General features: G+C 71.4%; 13 protein-coding genes, 3 tRNA genes and 1 pseudogene. 5 read left to right on the forward strand and 12 right to left on the reverse strand.

All coding sequences use genetic code 11. The features are described from left to right. Window positions 1-18: 18 nt before the first annotated feature. Window positions 19-807, forward strand: a complete 789-nt coding sequence (locus ACH4S7_RS03970; protein WP_398519464.1) for a VOC family protein — start codon at window positions 19-21, stop codon at window positions 805-807. 121 nt (window positions 808-928) lie between these two features. Here the strand turns inward: ACH4S7_RS03970 and ACH4S7_RS03975 are convergent, their stop codons facing one another. The 6 genes from ACH4S7_RS03975 to ACH4S7_RS04000 all read right to left on the reverse strand — a co-directional run bounded on the left by ACH4S7_RS03975 (window position 929) and on the right by ACH4S7_RS04000 (window position 5,044). Beyond that, entirely contained in the window at window positions 929-2,995 is a 2,067-nt protein-coding gene (locus ACH4S7_RS03975; RefSeq protein WP_398519465.1) for an ABC transporter permease, read from the reverse strand. 15 nt (window positions 2,996-3,010) lie between these two features. Further along, entirely contained in the window at window positions 3,011-3,850 is an 840-nt protein-coding gene (gene modA, locus ACH4S7_RS03980; RefSeq protein ID WP_398520018.1) for a molybdate ABC transporter substrate-binding protein, read from the reverse strand. Window positions 3,851-3,878: 28 nt separating this feature from the next. Continuing rightward, complete coding sequence (locus tag ACH4S7_RS03985) at window positions 3,879-4,274, reverse strand: molybdopterin-binding protein (RefSeq protein WP_398519466.1); 396 nt, start codon at window positions 4,272-4,274, stop codon at window positions 3,879-3,881. A 366-nt stretch (window positions 4,275-4,640) separates the two neighbouring features. Next, a tRNA-Ile gene (locus ACH4S7_RS03990) sits at window positions 4,641-4,714 on the reverse strand. A gap of 179 nt (window positions 4,715-4,893) precedes the next feature. Continuing rightward, window positions 4,894-4,966 (reverse strand) — tRNA-Asn (locus ACH4S7_RS03995). A gap of 5 nt (window positions 4,967-4,971) precedes the next feature. Continuing rightward, window positions 4,972-5,044, reverse strand: a tRNA-Asn gene (locus ACH4S7_RS04000). Window positions 5,045-5,225: 181 nt separating this feature from the next. On the opposite strand from ACH4S7_RS04000, the gene ACH4S7_RS04005 reads away from it, so the two are divergent. From ACH4S7_RS04005 to ACH4S7_RS04020, 4 genes are all read left to right on the forward strand, one after another. Continuing rightward, window positions 5,226-5,525 (forward strand): YtxH domain-containing protein, encoded by a 300-nt coding sequence (locus ACH4S7_RS04005; protein ID WP_398519467.1) that lies wholly within the window; start codon window positions 5,226-5,228, stop codon window positions 5,523-5,525. A gap of 36 nt (window positions 5,526-5,561) precedes the next feature. Continuing rightward, the gene (locus tag ACH4S7_RS04010; protein WP_398519468.1) at window positions 5,562-7,007 is read left to right on the forward strand and encodes an FGGY family carbohydrate kinase; all 1,446 of its coding nucleotides are present in this window, start codon (window positions 5,562-5,564) and stop codon (window positions 7,005-7,007) included. Between the two features lie 239 nt (window positions 7,008-7,246). After that, entirely contained in the window at window positions 7,247-8,980 is a 1,734-nt protein-coding gene (locus ACH4S7_RS04015; RefSeq protein WP_398519469.1) for an ABC transporter ATP-binding protein, read from the forward strand. Window positions 8,981-9,003: 23 nt separating this feature from the next. Further along, window positions 9,004-10,926 (forward strand): ABC transporter ATP-binding protein, encoded by a 1,923-nt coding sequence (locus ACH4S7_RS04020; protein WP_398520019.1) that lies wholly within the window; start codon window positions 9,004-9,006, stop codon window positions 10,924-10,926. Window positions 10,927-11,088: 162 nt separating this feature from the next. Here ACH4S7_RS04020 and ACH4S7_RS04025 read toward each other — a convergent pair whose 3' ends face one another. The 6 genes and pseudogenes from ACH4S7_RS04025 to ACH4S7_RS04050 form a co-directional block, all read right to left on the reverse strand. Continuing rightward, entirely contained in the window at window positions 11,089-12,255 is a 1,167-nt protein-coding gene (locus ACH4S7_RS04025; protein ID WP_398520020.1) for an RNA polymerase sigma factor, read from the reverse strand. After that, window positions 12,229-12,411 (reverse strand): annotated as a pseudogene (locus tag ACH4S7_RS04030) (RNA polymerase sigma factor); the annotation flags it as partial. The gene ACH4S7_RS04025 and the pseudogene ACH4S7_RS04030, both read right to left, overlap by 27 nt. A 128-nt stretch (window positions 12,412-12,539) precedes the next feature. After that, window positions 12,540-14,480: a DNA primase gene (gene dnaG, locus ACH4S7_RS04035; RefSeq protein ID WP_398519470.1), complete on the reverse strand. Its 1,941-nt coding sequence runs from the start codon at window positions 14,478-14,480 to the stop codon at window positions 12,540-12,542. Between the two features lie 55 nt (window positions 14,481-14,535). Then, complete coding sequence (locus ACH4S7_RS04040) at window positions 14,536-15,798, reverse strand: NAD(P)/FAD-dependent oxidoreductase (RefSeq protein ID WP_398519471.1); 1,263 nt, start codon at window positions 15,796-15,798, stop codon at window positions 14,536-14,538. A 138-nt stretch (window positions 15,799-15,936) separates the two neighbouring features. Next, window positions 15,937-17,235 (reverse strand): deoxyguanosinetriphosphate triphosphohydrolase, encoded by a 1,299-nt coding sequence (locus ACH4S7_RS04045; protein ID WP_398519472.1) that lies wholly within the window; start codon window positions 17,233-17,235, stop codon window positions 15,937-15,939. Window positions 17,236-17,342: 107 nt separating this feature from the next. Next, entirely contained in the window at window positions 17,343-17,543 is a 201-nt protein-coding gene (locus tag ACH4S7_RS04050; protein ID WP_398519473.1) for a hypothetical protein, read from the reverse strand. Window positions 17,544-17,567 lie beyond the last annotated feature (24 nt).

Consider the following 17,567-nt stretch of genomic DNA (forward strand, 5'->3'; position numbering starts at 1 on the left):
GACAGAGGCGGTACCGCCATGCCCGTACAACCGGAAGGCACGCCCTGCTGGGCGGACGCGATTTTTCCCGACCTGGAGGCCGCCAAGCGCTTCTACGGTGAGCTGCTGGGCTGGACCTTCGGCGACAGCGCGGCGGACTTCGGCCACTACACCCAGGCGTATGTGGACGGGAAGACGGTCGCCGGCGTGCTCCCCCGCATACCCGGCATGGACGGGGCCGCCGCCTGGAACCTCTACTTCGCCAGCCCGGACGCCCGAGTGACCGCCGCGAAGATAGTGGACAACGGCGGCACCCTGGCGATGGAGCCCATGGACGTCGCCGACGTCGGCACCATGGTCACGGCAGAGGACCCCGGCGGGGTCTCCTTCAGCGTCTGGCAGGCGGGCACCCACCCCGGCTTCGAGGTGACCGGTGAGCCCGGCGCATACGCGTGGGCGGATCTCTGCACCCGCGAGGTGGCGGAGACGGACGCGTTCTTCCCGAGCGTCTTCCCGTTCAAGGTGCAGCGGATCGAGGCCGAGGGCGTCGACTTCCACCTCTGGGACGTCGGCGGGGACCCGGTGATCGGCCGGCTGCGGATGACGGACGAATTCCCCCCGGGAACGCCTCCGTTCATCAATGTCCACTTCACCGTCGCCGATGTGGACACCGCGGTCGCCACCGTCGAACGGCTCGGCGGTGAATCGGTGTACGGGCCGATGGACAGCCCCTTCGGGCGGTTCGCGACGGTCCGGGACCAGCAGGGCGCGATGTTCTCGGTCATCGACCTTCAGACGCGGGTGGGCGAGGTGCCCGCCTTCTCCTGACCCCGGGCCCCCGCGCCCCCGGTGTGCGCTGGCGCCTGTGGTGTGCCCGGCGTCCCGTAGCCCCTCCAGCAGCAGGGTCGCCCGTCCCGGCCGCCCGGCCCGTCCCGGCCGCCGCCCTCGGTCAGAGCGGGACGACCACGACCTCCGTCGCCTTCACACTCGTCCAGACCGCGACGCCGTCCGCCAGCCCCAGTTCGACGGCCGCCTGCGGGGTGATCTCCGCGACCAGATCGGGCACCCGTGGCGAGGTGATCAGCACCCGCAGCCGGCTGCCGCTCGCGGTGATCTCCCGTACCGTCCCGGGCCAGACGTTCCGCGGGCTGCCGCCCGGCCGTTCCCGGTGCACCGAGACGGCCTCGGGGGCGATGATCGCGAGCGCCTCGGTGCCCGCCGGCAGCGGGTCAGCGACGACGAGTGACCCGCCGCCCGCCAGATCAAGACCACCCGGCCGATCGGGACCGCCCGGCGCGGCGGTACCGGGCCAGGCGTTGCGGCCGAGCATCCGGGCGACCCACGGGGAACGCGGATGGCGCGTGACCTCGGCGGGCGGCGCGTCCTGCACGGCCCGACCCGCCGCCAGGACTAGCACCCGGTCGGCGAGCGAGACCGCCTCCACCGGATCGTGGGTGACGATCAGACAGACCCCGCCGTAGCCGTCGAGATGGGTCCGCAGGGTGTGGCGCACCCGGGCGCGGGTGGTCTGGTCGAGGGCCGCGAGCGGTTCGTCGAGCAGCAGCAGCCGGGGCCGTGCGGCGAGAGCGCGGGCCAGGGCCACCCGCTGGGCCTGACCGCCGGAGAGCTGGGCGGGCCTGCGGTGAGCGAGGGCGCCGACACCGAGCCGGTCGAGCCACGCCTGAGCCTCCCGGCGGGCCTCGGCCCGTGACACGCCATGGGCGCGGAGCCCGTACGCCGTATTGCCCAGGGCGCTGAGGTGCGGGAAGAGAGCACCGTCCTGCGGGACCCAGGCGACGCCTCTGCGGTGCGGGGGCAGCGCGGTCACATCGGTCTCGGCGAGGCGGAGTTCGGCGTGGGCGCGGGGGGTCAGCCCGAGGAGGGCGCGCAGCAGCGTGGTCTTTCCGGCGCCGTTGGGGCCGACGACGGCGATGGTGGTGCCGGGGGCGGCGGCGAGGGTGAGCTCGGTGAAGCCGGTGACACGGGCGTCGAGCCGCGCGGTCAGGGGCGGTACGGGAGCCACGCCGGAGGCCCGGGTCAGCCCCGGGCCCGAGTCCAGGGCCGGGCCCGGGTCCGGGTCCACGCCCGAGTCCGGGTCCACGCCCGGGTCCGCCATGGCCGCACCCCTCACCGCGCGGCTCGACGCCCTCGTACCACCAGCACCACGGTCACCGCCGACGCCATCAGCACCACCGCCACCGGCCTCAGCGCCACCGCCCCCCGTCCACCGCCCCCGCAGTGCGATGAGGACCGCCATCGCCACGGCCAGCAGCAGCAGGGAGAGCGAGGTCGCGGCCTCCGGCCGGTCCTGGAGGAGCAGGTACACCTGGAGCGGCAGAGTCTGTGTGGCACCCGGCAGATTCCCGGCGAAGGTGATCGTCGCGCCGAACTCGCCGAGCGCCCGCGCCCAGGTGAGCGCGGCCCCGGCGATCAGCCCGGGGGCCACCATCGGCAGGGTGACGGTGCGGAACACCCGTACCGGCGATGCGCCGAGCGAGGCTGCGGTCTCCTCGTACGACGGACGCAGCCCCCGGAGCGCCCCTTCGAGACTGATGACGAGGAACGGCATCGCCACGAAGGTTGCGGCGACGACGGCGCCCGAGGTGTGGAACGGCAGGGTGATCCCGAAGGTCCGCTCCAGCCAGGGCCCGAGGAGTCCTCGGCGCCCGAAGGCGAGGAGCAGGGCGACACCGCCGACGGTGGGTGGCAGCACCATCGGCAGCATGACGAGGGCGCGCACCAGCGCCTTCCCCCGGAACGGGACGCGCGCCAGCAGCCAGGCCAGCGGCACCCCGAGCACGAGGGAGAGCCCGAGGGCCCAGGACGAGACGACGAGCGACAGCCGTAGCGCCTCGACCACCTCGGGGCTGGTCAGATGCGCCCCGAGGTCGCCCCACTCGGTGCGGACCAGGATGCCGAGCAGCGGCAGCAGCAGGAACGCGACGGCGAGCAGGGCGGGGACCAGGAGCGCGAGGGGCGCACGGGTGCCCGGGGGGCCGGGGCGGGGTCGTCTCATCGGTGCGCTTCGGGGCTACGGCTGCTGGAAGCCGGCGCCCTGGAGGATCTTCCGCGCCTCGGGGGTGCTCAGCCAGGCCACGAACGCGGCGGCGGCCTCGGCCTGCCGGGAGCCCTTCAGGGTCGCGGCGGGATACTCGGCGATGGCGTTCTGGCCGTCCGGGATCTCGATGGCGTCGACCTTGTCGTCGGCTCCCGCCGCGTCGGTCTTGTAGACGAGTCCGGCGTCGGCCTCGCCCAGCTCGACCTTGCTGAGCACGGCACGGACGTTGGGTTCCTGGGAGACCGCCCGCACCGTCAGCTTCCGGGCGGCGAGGATCTTCTCGCTGTAGCGGCCGACGGGCACCTGGGGCGCGGCGAGGACCACCTTCAGCTTCGGGTCGGTGAGGTCCTCCAGGCCGTCGATCTTCTTCGGGTTGCCCTCGGCGGCGGCGATCACCAGCCGGTTCTTGGCGATGACGGTCGGGGTGCCGGTCTCGCCCTTCAGGCTGTCCATGGTCTTGGTGTCGGCGGTGACCAGGGCGTCGGCGGGCGCACCCTGCCGGACCTGGGCGGCCAACTCCTGGGACCCGGCGAAGGAGAACGTGACCTTGGTCCCCGGGTGGGCGTCCTCGTAGGCGGCGCCCGCGGTCTTGAAGACGTCGGTGAGCGAGGAGGCGGCGAGCACGGTGAGTTCGGCCGACGGCGCCCCCGCCTTCCGGTCCTCCCCCTGCCCGTCCCTTCCGTCCTGCTCCCCGTCTCCGCAGGCGGCGAGGGGTACGAGCAGGGTGGCGGCGGCCATCGCGAGCGCGGCGCTGCGACGGGTGCGGGGAGCGGGACGGATGCCGTTACGGAGCCGGGCGCGGACCGGGTTCATCGAGGCGTACTCCTTGCCGGGGGTCGGGTCAGGTTCGGTCGATGTGGACACTGGTGGCCTTCACCCGGGCGGTGGCCCGCATCCCGACCTCAAGGCCCAGCTCTTCGACGGCCTCCCGGGTCAGCAGCGAGACGAGCCGGTGCGGCCCGGCCTGGATCTCGACCTGCGCGGCGACATCGCCGAGCTTGACGGCGGTGACGATGCCGGGGAAGGAGTTGCGGACGGAGGTGTACGAGGCGTCCTCCTCGCCGCCGCCGCTCTGGCCGACCTCGATGGAGAAGGCGGCGAGGTCCCCGCCGGCGATGAGGCGGCGTCCGCTCTCGTCGCGATGGGTCGCCACCCGACCGGCGTCCGCCCAGCGGCGCGCGGTGTCGGGGCTGACGCCGAGGAGCCGCGCGGCCTGACCGATGGTATAGGACTGCATATGCGCCACGTTAGGCAGCACCGAACTGCTTTTACAAGCCTGCATAACCTTTCACCTCGCATCTGCCGCCGATGCGCGAGCGCCACCACGGCAAGGGAGAGGGGTCTCCATGACAGGAGAGGAGGAGAGGGCATCGGCGGAGTGGAGTCCGAGGAGCGCGATCTCGACGCACCCACCCGGAAGCTCGGCGCGGGGATGAAGCCCCAGAAGTCCGACACGAGGGGCAGAGACCCGGGGGTTCGATGCGGGGACAGAAGGCCCCGGCGACTTGGCACGGGGACGGAAGAGCGGCCGCCACGGATGCCGTGACGGCCGCTGCTGTGACGTTTTTGCAGGTCACACCGAGTCTGCACGCGTAGCGTGGGGTGGGGCGGGTGGGACTCGAACCCACGGCCGACGGATTATGAGTCCGCTGCTCTAACCGGCTGAGCTACCGCCCCTAACGGCGCGTCGCGCACAAATGTGCGCGCCGTCTGCCGCAGCATAGCCGCTCATACGATCTCCTGCTTCGGATGGTCGGCAACGCTCAACCATGAGGACCGCGCTGCCCGCTGCGCGGTTCCCGACGCAAGCCAGAACATACGAAAAAGGACCCACGAGGGGTCCTTTTCCGCTTCTGCTCCCCCGGCTGGACTCGAACCAGCAACCCTCCGGTTAACAGCCGAATGCTCTGCCAATTGAGCTACAGGGGATCGCGCTCCCCCGACTGGACTCGAACCAGTAACCTGCCGGTTAACAGCCGGCTGCTCTGCCAATTGAGCTACAGGGGATTGTGGCGTTCGCGTCGAACGCACCTGACCGGAGTCCCCCGGAGGGCGTGCGTTCGCTGCGACACATACATTAGCGCAAGCAGGGGGGTGCTCCGCCAATCGATAGGGTCCCGGATGATCACGGGCGCTGCCGGGTAGGCGGGCAAGCGTCGATGTATGTCAGCGAAAGGGTGGCAGCGCCATGCGGTACAAGCTCACGTTCGTCCTCGGACTGACCCTCGGCTATGTGATCGGTACACGGGCAGGACGCGAGCGGTACGAGCAGCTCAGGAAGAGCGCGCGGCAGTTCGCCCAGAACCCCGCCGTGCGCAACGCCGCCGAGTCGGCCGCGCAGAACGGCCGTCAGGTCGCGGGCAAGGCCCTCCACGCCGTCAGCGACAAGGTCGGTGACCGGCTGCCCGATTCCGTCGCCGATCGTGTCCGCTCGCTGCGCGAGCGCGGTTCGAACGGCGCGGACGATTGGGGAACCAGCAACACATGACACCAGCCCATCGGCCGGTGGGGCAGAATCCCCCCCATGGGGATAGTCGCCGGATTGGACAGTTCGTCTGCGTTCACACAGATCGTTGTCTGTGACGCGGACACGGGTGCCGTACTGCGGCAGGGGTATGCCGCACACCCCGTCGACCCGAAGGCCACCGAGATCGACCCGCAGGCGTGGCTGCTCTCGCTCGGCGAGGCCGCGGCCGGCGGGCTGCTCGAAGGCGTACAGGCCATCGGGGTCTCGGCGCAGCAGCACGGGATGGTGCCGCTGGATCAGCAGGGCTCTCTGGTGCGGCCCGCGCTACTCGGCAACGACAAGCGCGCGCAGGTCGCCGCCGCGGATCTGATCGACGCGCTCGGTGGGCGGCAGGCGTGGGCCGAGGCCGTCGGGTCCGTCCCGCGGGCCGCCCACCCGGTGGCCAAGCTCCGCTGGATGGCCCGCGCCGAACCCGCCGCCGCGCAGCGGGTCGCGATGGTGCTCCAGCCGCACGACTGGCTGGTCTGGCAGTTGCTGGGGCGGCCCGCCCGGCGAACCACGGACCGTGGTGGCGCGTCCGGCACCGGTTACTGGTCGGCCGGCACCGGCTCCTACCGTCCCGACCTGGTCGAGCTGGCCCTCGGCCACCAGTGCGCGCTCCCCGAGGTGCTCGGCCCCGCCGACGCGGCCGGCACGACGCCCGAAGGGCTGTTGATCTCGGCGGGGACCGGCGAGACCATGGCCGCCGCCTTCGGCCTGGGAGTCGGGGTCGGCGACGCGGTGGTCTCGCTCGGGGCCTCCGGTTCCGTGATGGCCGTCCACCACGAGGCGCTGGCCGATCCCAGCGGAATGATCACTTCCTACGCCGACGCCACCGGGATGCACCTCCCGGTGGTGCACACCCTCAACGCCGTACGCGCCCTGCGCGGCGCCGTCGACATGCTCGGGCTCGACGACCTCGAATCCCTCTCCGAGCTGGCGATGAAGTCCACCCCCGGCTCGTCCGGGCTGGTCCTGCTGCCCTATCTGGAGGGCGAGCGGACACCGCGGCTGCCGCACTCCGCGGGCACCCTGACCGGGCTGCGCCGGGAGTCGATGAAGCCCGAGCATCTGGCGCGGGCCGCCTTCGAGGGGATGCTCTGCTCGCTCGCCGACGCGATGGACGTACTGCGCGGGCGGGGTGTGGAGGTCCGGCGGGTCTTCCTGCTGGGCGCGAGCGCCGGCCTCTCCGCCGTCCAGGCCATCGCGCCCGGGATCTTCGGGGCGCAGGTCGTCGTACCGCAGCCGGCGGACTACGCGGCGCTGGGCGCGGCCCGGCAGGCCGCGTGGGCGCTCGGGGTCTCGCAGGGGACGCTCTCCCCCGCGGCGCCGCCCCGCTGGCAGGACGCGGCCGTGCAGTTGCTGGAGCCCGGGGACGAACTGGCCGTGGGTCAGGCCGTGCGGCAGCAGTACGGGGCCACGCGCGAGCAGCTCCACCCCGGGGCCTTCACGCAGGGATACTGAGACCTGGTAGGTCGGGGCGGCCACGGGGCCCTGGTGCTGGGGTCCGGTGCGCCGAGGCCGGGGCGCCCGGGGAGGCCACCCTCCGGCGCTGCCGGAGACGCGACAACTCTTGACACGGGTTTGAATTAATCGCCTGGGTTCGAGGGGCTCGGTGACGCAAGATGGATCTGCCCCCGCCCGCCAGATCCCTCCCGCCGGTCACGCCGATCGCGCCGAGCCCCCCGAACCCGAGAGACAGCGTGCTGATACGACTGCTGCGGACCTATCTGCGTCCGTATAGGAAACCGATCGCCCTGCTGGTGGTCCTGCAACTGCTGCAGACCAGCGCCAATCTCTACCTGCCCACGCTCAACGCCGACATCATCGACAACGGCGTGGTCAAGGGGGACAGCGGCTACATCCTCCAGCTCGGCGGGGTCATGATCGGCATCAGCGTGGTGCAGGTGGTCTGCAATGTCGGCGCCGTCTACTACGGCGCCCGGACCGCCGCCGCCCTCGGCCGGGACATCCGCGGGAGCGTCTTCGACCGGGTGCAGAGCTTCTCGGCGCGGGAGGTCGGGCACTTCGGGGCCCCGTCGCTCATCACCCGTACGACCAACGACGTCCAGCAGGTGCAGATGCTGGTCCTGATGGCGTTCACTCTGATGGTCTCCGCGCCGATCATGTGTATCGGCGGCATCATCATGGCGCTCGGCCAGGACGTGGTCCTCTCCGCCGTGCTGCTGGCCGTCGTGCCCGTCCTCGGGATCGCGGTGACGTTGATCGTCCTCCGGATGCGACCGCTCTTCCGGACCATGCAGGAGCGGCTCGACACGGTGAACCGGGTGCTGCGGGAGCAGATCACCGGTATGCGGGTGATCCGGGCCTTCGTCCGCGACGGTTACGAGAAGGATCGATTCCGCGAATCGAACACCGGGCTGACCGACGTCTCCCTGGCCACCGGCCGGCTGATGGCGCTGATGTTCCCCACCGTACTGACCGTGGTGAACGTCTCGTCCGTCGCCGTCGTCTGGTTCGGCGCCCACCGCATCGAGACCGGCGCCATCCAGATCGGCGCGCTCACCGCGTTCCTCGCCTATCTGATGCAGATCGTGATGTCCGTCATGATGGCCACCTTCATGTTCATGATGGTGCCGCGCGCCGAGGTCTGCGCCGAGCGGATCGAGGAGGTCCTGGGGACCGATTCGAGCGTGGTGCCGCCCGCCGACCCCGTACGGACCCTGGCCCGCCACGGGCACCTGGAGATACGGGACGCGGAGTTCTGCTACCCGGGCGCCGAGGAGTCGGTGCTGCGCGAGGTCGCCCTGGTGGCCCGCCCCGGCGAGACGACGGCGATCATCGGTTCGACGGGCAGCGGGAAGTCCACCCTGCTCGGTCTGGTGCCCCGACTCTTCGACACCACCGGCGGTTCGGTGCTCGTCGACGGCGTCGACGTCCGCGACCTCGACCCGGCGCTGATGGCCCGGACGGTGGGGCTGGTCCCCCAGAAGCCGTACCTCTTCTCCGGCACGGTCGCCACCAATCTGCGGTACGGGCAGACCGACGCGAGCGACGACGAGCTGTGGCGGGCGCTGGAGGTGGCGCAGGCGGCCGAGTTCGTCCGCGCGCTCGACGGCGGGCTCGACGCGCCGATCGCCCAGGGCGGCGGCAATGTCTCCGGCGGCCAGCGGCAGCGGCTGGCCATCGCCAGGACACTGGTGCAGCGGCCGGAGATCTATCTCTTCGACGATTCGTTCTCGGCGCTGGACTACGCGACGGACGCCGCACTGCGGGAGGCGCTGCGGCGCGAGACCGCCGAGGCCACGGTGGTGATCGTGGCCCAGCGGGTGTCCACGATCCGCGACGCGGACCGGATCGTGGTCCTGGACGAGGGGCGCGTGGTGGGCACGGGCAGCCACCACGAGCTGATGCGCGGCAATGAGACCTACCGAGAGATCGTGCTCTCGCAGCTGACGGAGGCCGAGGCGGCGTGAGCGGGCAGAGCAGCGGGCCCCGAGTGGGCGGGCCGGGCGGACGCGTGATGATGGGACCGGTCGAACGGTCCATGGACTTCAAGGGTTCGGTCGGACGGCTGCTGCGGCGGCTGGGGCCGGATCGGGCGCTGCTGTGGGCGATGCTCGCCGCCGCCCTGCTGAGCGTGGCGTTCGCGGCGGTCGGACCCCTGGTGCTGGGGCGGGCGACCGACCTCGTCTTCGCGGGTGTCGTCGGCCGGGAGATGCCGGACGGGACGACCAAGGAACGGGCCATCGACGGTCTGCGGGCCGACGGCGACGACGGGCTCGCCGATATGCTCTCCGGCGTCGATTTCACCCCCGGCGACGGCATCGACTTCCCCGCCGTCGGCCGGGTGCTGCTGGTGGCGCTGGTGCTGTACCTGGTGTCCGGGCTGCTGGCCCTGGTGGCGAGCCGACTGGCGACCACGGTGATCAACCGGACGATGTACCGGATGCGCGAGGACATCCAGGCGAAGATGGCCCGGCTGCCCCTCTCGTACTTCGACCGGGCCCGGCGCGGCGAGGTGCTGAGCCGGGTGACGAACGACATCGACAACCTCTCGCAGACCCTCCAGCAGACGATGGGCCAGCTCATCAACTCGCTGCTGACCATCCTCGGTGTGCTGGCGATGATGTTCTGGATCTCACCGCTGCTGGCGCTGGTCGCGCTGGTGACGGTGCCGCTGTCGGTCTTCGTCGCGACGAAGGTGGGCAAGCGCTCGCAGCCCCATTTCGTCGAACAGTGGAAGTCGACCGGGAAGCTCAACGCCCATGTGGAGGAGATGTACACCGGTCATGCGCTGGTGAAGGTCTTCGGCCGGCAGGAGGAGTCGGCCCGCGAGTTCGCCGAACAGAACGAGGCGCTGTACGAGGCCGGGTTCAAGGCGCAGTTCAACAGCGGGGTGATGCAGCCGCTGATGTTCTTCGTCTCCAACCTCAACTACGTGCTGGTCGCGGTCGTCGGCGGACTGCGGGTGGCCTCCGGGACGCTGTCGATCGGCGATGTGCAGGCGTTCATCCAGTACTCCCGGCAGTTCTCCATGCCGCTGACGCAGGTCGCGTCGATGGCGAATCTGGTGCAGTCCGGAGTGGCGTCCGCCGAGCGGGTCTTCGAACTGCTGGACGCGGCGGAGCAGGAGCCCGACCGGGAGTCCGTGGCGCGGCCGGCCCGCCCGGCCGGGCGGGTCTCGCTGGAGAAGGTCTCCTTCCGGTACGAGCCGGACAAGCCGTTGATCGAGGATCTTTCGCTGAGCGTCGAGCCCGGTCAGACGGTCGCGATCGTCGGTCCGACGGGGGCCGGCAAGACCACGCTCGTCAATCTGCTGATGCGGTTCTACGAGGTCACCGGCGGGCGGATCCGTCTCGACGGGATCGATGTGGCCGATATGTCGCGGGACGAGCTCCGGTCCGGGATCGGCATGGTGCTCCAGGACACCTGGCTGTTCGGGGGCACGATCGCGGAGAACATCGCGTACGGGACCACGCGGAAGGTGTCGCACGAGGAGATCGAGGAGGCGGCGCGGGCCGCGCACGCGGACCGGTTCATCCGGACGCTCCCCGAGGGCTATGACACCGTCATCGACGACGAGGGCTCCGGGGTCAGCGCGGGCGAGAAGCAGTTGATCACCATCGCGCGGGCGTTCCTGTCCGACCCGGTGATCCTGGTGCTGGACGAGGCGACGAGTTCGGTGGACACCCGTACCGAGGTCCTCATCCAGAAGGCGATGGCCCGGCTCGCGCACGGCCGCACGAGCTTCGTCATCGCGCACCGGCTCTCCACGATCCGCGACGCTGACGTGATCCTGGTGATGGAGAGCGGCGCGATCGTCGAACAGGGCACGCATGACGAGCTGTTGGCGTCGGGGGGACCGTACGCCCGGCTGTACGCGGCGCAGTTCGCGCAGGCGGTCGCGGAGGTGGACTGACGCGCCGGGGCGCGGGGACCTTCGGGTTCCGGTCGTTGCCGGTCGATGCCGGTCGTTGCGGGTCGTTGCCGGTCGTGCGGGCGGGCCAGTCGGGGCGACCCGGCCCGTACGGTCGGAGCGGTGCGTACGGTCGGGGAAGTCGGGGCTGTTGCGGTCGTGGGGTCAGTCCAGGTAGCCGCGGAGCTGGTCGGCGAAGGCGTGATCGCGGAGCTTGTTGAGCGTCTTGGACTCGATCTGGCGGATGCGTTCGCGGGTCACGCCGAAGATCCGGCCGATCTCCTCCAGCGTGCGCGGCCTGCCGTCCACCAGCCCGTACCGCAGTTGCACCACCTTGCGTTCCCGCTCGCCGAGCGTGGAGAGCACGGCCTCCAGATGCTCGCGCAGCAGCAGGAAGGCCGCGGATTCGACGGGGGAGGCGGCGTCGCCGTCCTCGATGAGGTCACCGAGCGCGACATCGTCCTCCTCCCCCACCGGCGCGTGCAGCGAGACCGGTTCCTGGGCCAGCCGCAGCACCTCGCTGACCCGCTCCGGCGTCAGATCGAGCTGGGCGGCGACCTCTTCGGGGGTGGGTTCGCAGCCGCGCTCCTGGAGCATCCGGCGCTGCACCCGGACGACCCGGTTGATCAGCTCGACCACATGGACCGGGACCCGGATGGTGCGGGCCTGGTCGGCGAGGGCCCGGGACATGGCCTGTCGGATCCACCAGGTCGCGTACGTCGAGAACTTGTAGCCACGCGCGTAGTCGAACTTCTCAACGGCTCTGATCAGGCCGAGGTTTCCCTCCTGGACGAGATCGAGCATGGTCAGCCCCCGGCCGACATAGCGCTTGGCCACCGAGACCACGAGCCGCAGGTTGGCCTCGATCAGCCGGCGCTTGGCCATCCGGCCCAGGACGACCAGCCGGTCGAGGTCGACGGCGAGCGGGGAGTTGTTGATGTCGGGGGTGTTGCTCAGCTTCTCCTCGGCGAAGAGACCGGCCTCGACCCGGCGGGCCAGCTCCACCTCCTCGACGGCCGTCAGCAGCGGGATCCGTCCGATCTCCCGGAGGTACTGGCGGAACAGGTCCGAGGAGGGGCCACCGCTCTCGGTGCGGGTGGCACGCACGGGCTCCGGCGCCTCCGCGGCGTCCTCGACCAGCGGCTCCGTAATCCGCTCGGGCACGGCCTCGGGGTGGTGCGCGGGCATGGTCTGCGGCGGAACACCGGCGACAGCCACCGGCTCGACCTCCTCGGCCGTCTCACCCATCTCGGCCGTCTCAGCCGTCTGCGCCGTCTCGGCCGTCTCAGCCAGGCGATCCGCCGGGGTCTCGGTCAGGGTCTGGGTCTGCACGGGGCGGCCTCCAGGGTGATCGCTGCCGATTCGGGGGCGTGCGGCAGCGGGACGGGGGCGGCCGGGCCGCTGTCCGTCCCGTACGCGATAAGCGGATCCGCGGGGTGTGAGAGGCCCACTTCCGGTGGACCGACCGCGCTCCGAGGACTCAGGCACCGTCACCAGTGTGGGGTACGACACACAGCCGCCACGAGGGGCGTGCGGTGACTTTCTGAGTCCGGGGCGTGACCGGGTGGTTACCCAACCACCACGCACCGGCCCGGCGAGATCCGTCAGCCGGGGGGCTAGAGGGCGGCCGCGCCGTGGTTGCTCAGGGAGCGGCCGTACTGCTGGAGCACCCAGAGCTCGTTCTGCACGGCCGTGTGGTGCTCGGGGTCCGCGTGGGGGCCGAGGCGGGTGAGCGTGCCCTGGACCTCGGCGATGCGGCGTTCGACCGCGCGCAGCCGGACCTGGACGAGCTGGGTGCCGGCATAGATCTCGTCCACGGTCCGGCAGTGGATGGCCTCCACCGCCAGCTCGGTGACCAGGGCGCGGACGCTGTCGTTGGCGGCGGCGTCGCGGACGGCGGCGAGATACCCGGGCGAGTCCCGGGTGCCCTGGTCGGCACCGCCCGCCTCGGCGATGGTCTGCCGGACGGCGGCGTAGGGCGGCGCGGTGAATTCGTCCGGTCCGTAGGCGTCGAAGGCCGGGGAGACCAGCTCGGGGTACTGGAGCGCGAGCTTGAGCAGCTCTCGCTCGGTGCGGTGGGCCGGGCTGCGGAGATTGAGCGCGGGGCCGGAGACTCCCGCAGGGCCGAGGCCGGAGCCGGTGGCGGGCTGGGCGGCCCCCCGCTGCCCAGGGGCGCCCGGCGCGCCGTTCGTACGGGAGGGGGCCGGGCCGCGGCCGCCGCGGTCGCGGGCCCAGCGGGCGAGCTGGGCGACCCGCTTCACCACGAACTGGGTGTCGAGGATGCCGACGATGCCCGCGAGCTGGACGGCCGCCTCGTGCTGGATGGCGATGTTCTTGATGTTGGCGACGATGGGCGCGGCCTCGTCCATCGCGGCGGCACGGCCGGCCGGGGTCTCCAGATTGTGGCGCGCGACGACCTGGCGGATGGCGAATTCGAAGAGCGGGGTGCGGGTCTCCACCAGCTTCTGAACCGCGCCGTCGCCCTCGGCCAGCCGCAGGTCACAGGGGTCCATACCGCCCGGAGTGATCGCGATGGAGGTCTCGGCGGCGAACTTCTGATCGTCCTCGAAGGCCCGCAGGGCGGCCTTCTGTCCGGCCGCGTCACCATCGAAGGTGAAGATCACTTCGGCGGTGGCGTGGTCCATCAGCAGCCGGCGGAGGATCTTGATGTGATCGCCGCCGAACGCCGTGCCACAGGTCGCGATGGCCGTGGTGACACCGGCGAGATGGCAGGCCATCACGTCCGTGTACCCCTCGACCACGACGGCCCGGCTGCTCTTGGCGATCTCCTTCTTGGCGAGGTCGATCCCGTACAGCACCTGGGACTTCTTGTAGATGCCGGTCTCGGGGGTGTTGAGGTACTTGGGGCCGTTGTCGCTCTCGTAGAGCTTGCGGGCGCCGAAGCCGACGACATCGCCGGAGATGTCCCGGATGGGCCACATCAGCCGGCCGCGGAAGCGGTCGATGGGCCCGCGGCGGCCGTCCTGGGAGAGACCGGAGAGGATCAGCTCCTTGTCGCTGAAGCCCTTGCCGCGCAGGAAGCGGGTGAGGTGGTCCCAGCCCTGGGGGCTGTAGCCGACGCTGAAGTGCTGGGCGGCGGCGTGGTCGAAGCCCCGGTCGGCGAGGAACGCGCGGCCCGTCTCGGCCTCCGCGCCGGTCTCCAACTGCTCGATGTAGAACTGGGCGGCGATCTTGTGCGCCTCCACCAGGCGGATCCGCTCGCCCCGCTGGTTGCTGGGGTTGTAGCCGCCCTCCTCGTACCGCAGGGTGATGCCCGCCGTGGCGGCGAGGCGCTCGACCGTCTCGGAGAAGGTGAGATGGTCGATCTTCATCACGAAGGCGATCGTGTCGCCGCCCTCCTGGCAGCCGAAGCAGTGGAAGAGACCCTTGCTCGGGCTGACCTGGAAGGAGGGGGACTTCTCGTCGTGGAAGGGGCAGAGGCCCTTGAGGTTGCCGCCGCCCGCATTGCGCAGCTGGAGGTAGTCGGACACGACAGTGTCGATCGCGACGGCGTCCCGCACCGCCTTCACGTCGTCATCGTTGATCCTGCCGGCCACGACTGAATTCTACGGTGGGCGGGTGACACTCCCCGCCCCCTGTGGACAACCACCCTCATCCGGTGAGGGAGGTGAGCGGCACGGACGGGTCGCCGAGCGCCTGGGGGTCAACCGCCACACCGGAGCGGATCAGCTCCTGGATGGGCGTGGTGACGTCCCACACATTGACGTTCATCCCGGCGACGACGCGGCGGTCCTTGAGCCAGAACGCGATGAACTCGCGTTTCCCGGCGTCCCCGCGCAGCACCACCTGGTCGTACGAACCGGGCGGCGCCCAGCCCGAGTACTCCAGGCCCAGGTCGTACTGGTCGGAGAAGAAGTACGGGACCCGGTCGTACGAGATGTCCTGGCCGAGCATGGAGCGCGCGGCGGCCGGGCCGCCGTTGAGGGCGTTCGCCCAGTGCTCCACGCGCAGCCGGGTGCCGAGCAGCGGATGGTGGGCCGCGGCCACATCGCCCGCGGCGTAGATGTCGGGGTCGGAGGTGCGCAGGGCGGCGTCGACGGCGATACCGCCGCCGTGCTCCCGGTCGGCGAGCACGAGTCCGGCCGCTTCGGCGAGACCGGTGCGCGGGGCGGCGCCGATGGCGGCGAGGACGTCGTGGGCGGGGTGCTCCTCACCGTCGTCGGTGCGGACCGCGAGCACCATGCCGTCCTGGCCGGTGATCTCGGTGAGCCGGGCGCCGAAGCGGAACCGGACACCGTGCTCGCTGTGGAGATCGGTGAAGATCTGGCCCAGCTCGGGGCCGATGGCCTGGTGGAGAGGGGTCGTCTCCGGTTCGAAGACGGTCACCTCGGCCCCGTAGCCACGCGCGGCGGCGGCGACCTCCAGGCCGATCCAGCCCGCGCCGGCGATCACCAGATGGCCGTTGTCCCGGCCGAGCGCGGCGAGCACCTGGCGCAGCCGGTCGGCGTGGGCGAGCCGGCGCAGGTGGTGCACACCGGCCAGCTCGGTGCCCGGGATGTCCAGTCGGCGCGGTTCGGCGCCGGTGGCGAGCAGCAGGCGGTCGTAGTGGAGGACCGTGCCGTCGCCCAGCCGCACCGACTTGCCGGCGCGGTCGATGGCGACGACCACCTGTCCGAGGTGCAGCTCCACATCGGCCTGGGCGTACCAGGCGGGCTCGTGGACGAAGACGCTTTCGCGCTCCTCCTTGCCCTGGAGATAGCCCTTGGAGAGGGGCGGGCGTTCATAGGGGTGGTCGCGTTCGTCGCCGATGAGGATGACCCGTCCGGTGAAACCCTCGGCGCGGAGGGTCTCGGCGGCCTTGGCCCCGGCGAGACCACCGCCGACGATGACGAAAGTCAGATGTCCGTCGACCACTTGGTTCCTCCTCTGTGCTTCTTCGCTGCGCGGCCTTCAGGGAACTTCAGGGAGCGTCCCGCACGGAGCGTGATGGCGGAAGAGGGAGTGACCTGGGCGTGTCACCCCGTACCCGCCTCCGGGGACGGCGGCGGAGGGCTAGGGGCGGCCTGTGAGCTGGGCGTGCAGGGTGCGGGCGGAGGCGTCGGTGAGCGAGGCGAGCTGATCCACAATCACCCGACCGCGCGCCCGGTCGTCCGTCGCCGCGCGGAACTGGGCGCGGAACTGGGGGTCGAGGCTGTCGGGCGCGCGGGCCGTCAGCTCCTCCGCCAGCTCGGCCAGCACCACGCGCTGGTCGGCGCGGAGCACCTCCTGTTCGGCGCGCTGCATCACATAGCGGTCGGCGACGGCCTTGAGCACCGCGCACTCGTGGCGCGCGGCGCGCGGGACGGCCAGCTCCGCCGCGTACCGGGTGAGGCGTCCGGTGCCGTACGCCTGGCGGGTCGCGCCCTCGGCGGCGAGACAGAACCGGCCGATGAGCTGGCTGGTGGCGTCCTTGAGGCGGGCCTGGGCGACCGCCGAGCCGTCGTACTGGTGCGGCCACCACTCCTGGTCCAGGAGGCGGTCCAGGGCCTGGGACAGCTCATCGGGGGTGGTGTCGGCGGGGACGTACCGGCCGATCGCGACCCGCCATATCTCGGCCCGCTCGGACGGGGCGAGCAGCGCCTTGGGGTCGATGTGTCCGGCGTGCAGCCCGTCCTCGAAGTCGTGCACCGAGTAGGCCACGTCGTCGGACCAGTCCATCACCTGGGCCTCGAAGCACTTGCGGTGCTCCGGCGCGCCCTCGCGGACCCAGTCGAAGACCGGGAGATCGTCCTCGTACACCCCGAATTTGAGTGATCCGGGGTCGGTGGGGTGGCCGTCGCGCGGCCAGGGGTACTTGGTGGCGGCGTCCAGGGCGGCGCGGGTGAGGTTGAGACCGACGCTGACGACTTCGCCGCCGGGAGTGTGGACGAACCGCTTGGGTTCGATCCGGGTCAGCAGCCGCAGCGACTGGGCGTTGCCTTCGAAGCCGCCGCAGTCCTTGGCGATGTCGTTGAGCGCGACCTCACCGTTGTGCCCGAAGGGCGGGTGGCCCATGTCGTGGGCGAGGCAGGCGGCCTCCACCAGGTCGGGGTCACAGCCGAGGGCCGCGCCCAGCTCGCGGCCGACCTGGGCGCACTCCAGCGAGTGGGTGAGCCGGGTCCGGGGGCTGGCGTCCCAGACCTGGTTCCGGGTGCCGGGGGTGACGACCTGCGTCTTGCCGGCGAGGCGGCGCAGTGCGGACGAGTGCAGCACCCGGGCGCGGTCGCGCTGGAAGGCCGTGCGACCGGGACGCTTGTCCGGTTCGGGGGCCCAGCGCGCGGTGGCCGTGTCGTCGTACAGGTGGTCTGTGGTGGTGCCCGTGGTGCCTGCCATGCACCGAAGGTAACCGGAGGCGGTCACGAGCGGGGGACGAGCGGGCGGCGGGTGGGCCGGGCAGCGGCGTTTTCTCGCCGTGACGGGGGCGATCGAACGGGGACGGATCAGGGGTCGCCGTCCCCGGGCGGGGCGGCCGTGAAGGTCACGGTGGTGTGGAGCGGGGGCGCGGCGGGGCCGACGGGCCGGAGGGTTCCGTCCAGCCGGACATGGCTGAGTCGGGAGCCGAGCTGGGCGGTGATGCGGGAGACGAGCTGGGCGGCGCTGTCGAGGTCCGGAGAGTCACGAGGGTCTGCCGACTCCGTCATACGCCGATTCTGACCCGTCGAGAT

Source organism: Streptomyces sp. NPDC020965, from assembly GCF_044333555.1.
Lineage (GTDB): Bacteria > Actinomycetota > Actinomycetes > Streptomycetales > Streptomycetaceae > Streptomyces.

What these genes read in the sequence shown, in the direction of transcription:
- ACH4S7_RS03975 (WP_398519465.1), bottom strand. Translation starts at nt 2,995, where the DNA reads ATGAGACGACCCCGCCCCGGCCCCCCGGGCACCCGTGCGCCCCTCGCG.
- ACH4S7_RS03970 (WP_398519464.1), top strand. Translation starts at nt 19, where the DNA reads ATGCCCGTACAACCGGAAGGCACGCCCTGCTGGGCGGACGCGATTTTT.
- ACH4S7_RS04010 (WP_398519468.1), top strand. Translation starts at nt 5,562, where the DNA reads ATGGGGATAGTCGCCGGATTGGACAGTTCGTCTGCGTTCACACAGATC.
- modA (WP_398520018.1), bottom strand. Translation starts at nt 3,850, where the DNA reads ATGAACCCGGTCCGCGCCCGGCTCCGTAACGGCATCCGTCCCGCTCCC.
- ACH4S7_RS04045 (WP_398519472.1), bottom strand. Translation starts at nt 17,235, where the DNA reads ATGGCAGGCACCACGGGCACCACCACAGACCACCTGTACGACGACACG.
- ACH4S7_RS04050 (WP_398519473.1), bottom strand. Translation starts at nt 17,543, where the DNA reads ATGACGGAGTCGGCAGACCCTCGTGACTCTCCGGACCTCGACAGCGCC.
- ACH4S7_RS04005 (WP_398519467.1), top strand. Translation starts at nt 5,226, where the DNA reads ATGCGGTACAAGCTCACGTTCGTCCTCGGACTGACCCTCGGCTATGTG.
- ACH4S7_RS03985 (WP_398519466.1), bottom strand. Translation starts at nt 4,274, where the DNA reads ATGCAGTCCTATACCATCGGTCAGGCCGCGCGGCTCCTCGGCGTCAGC.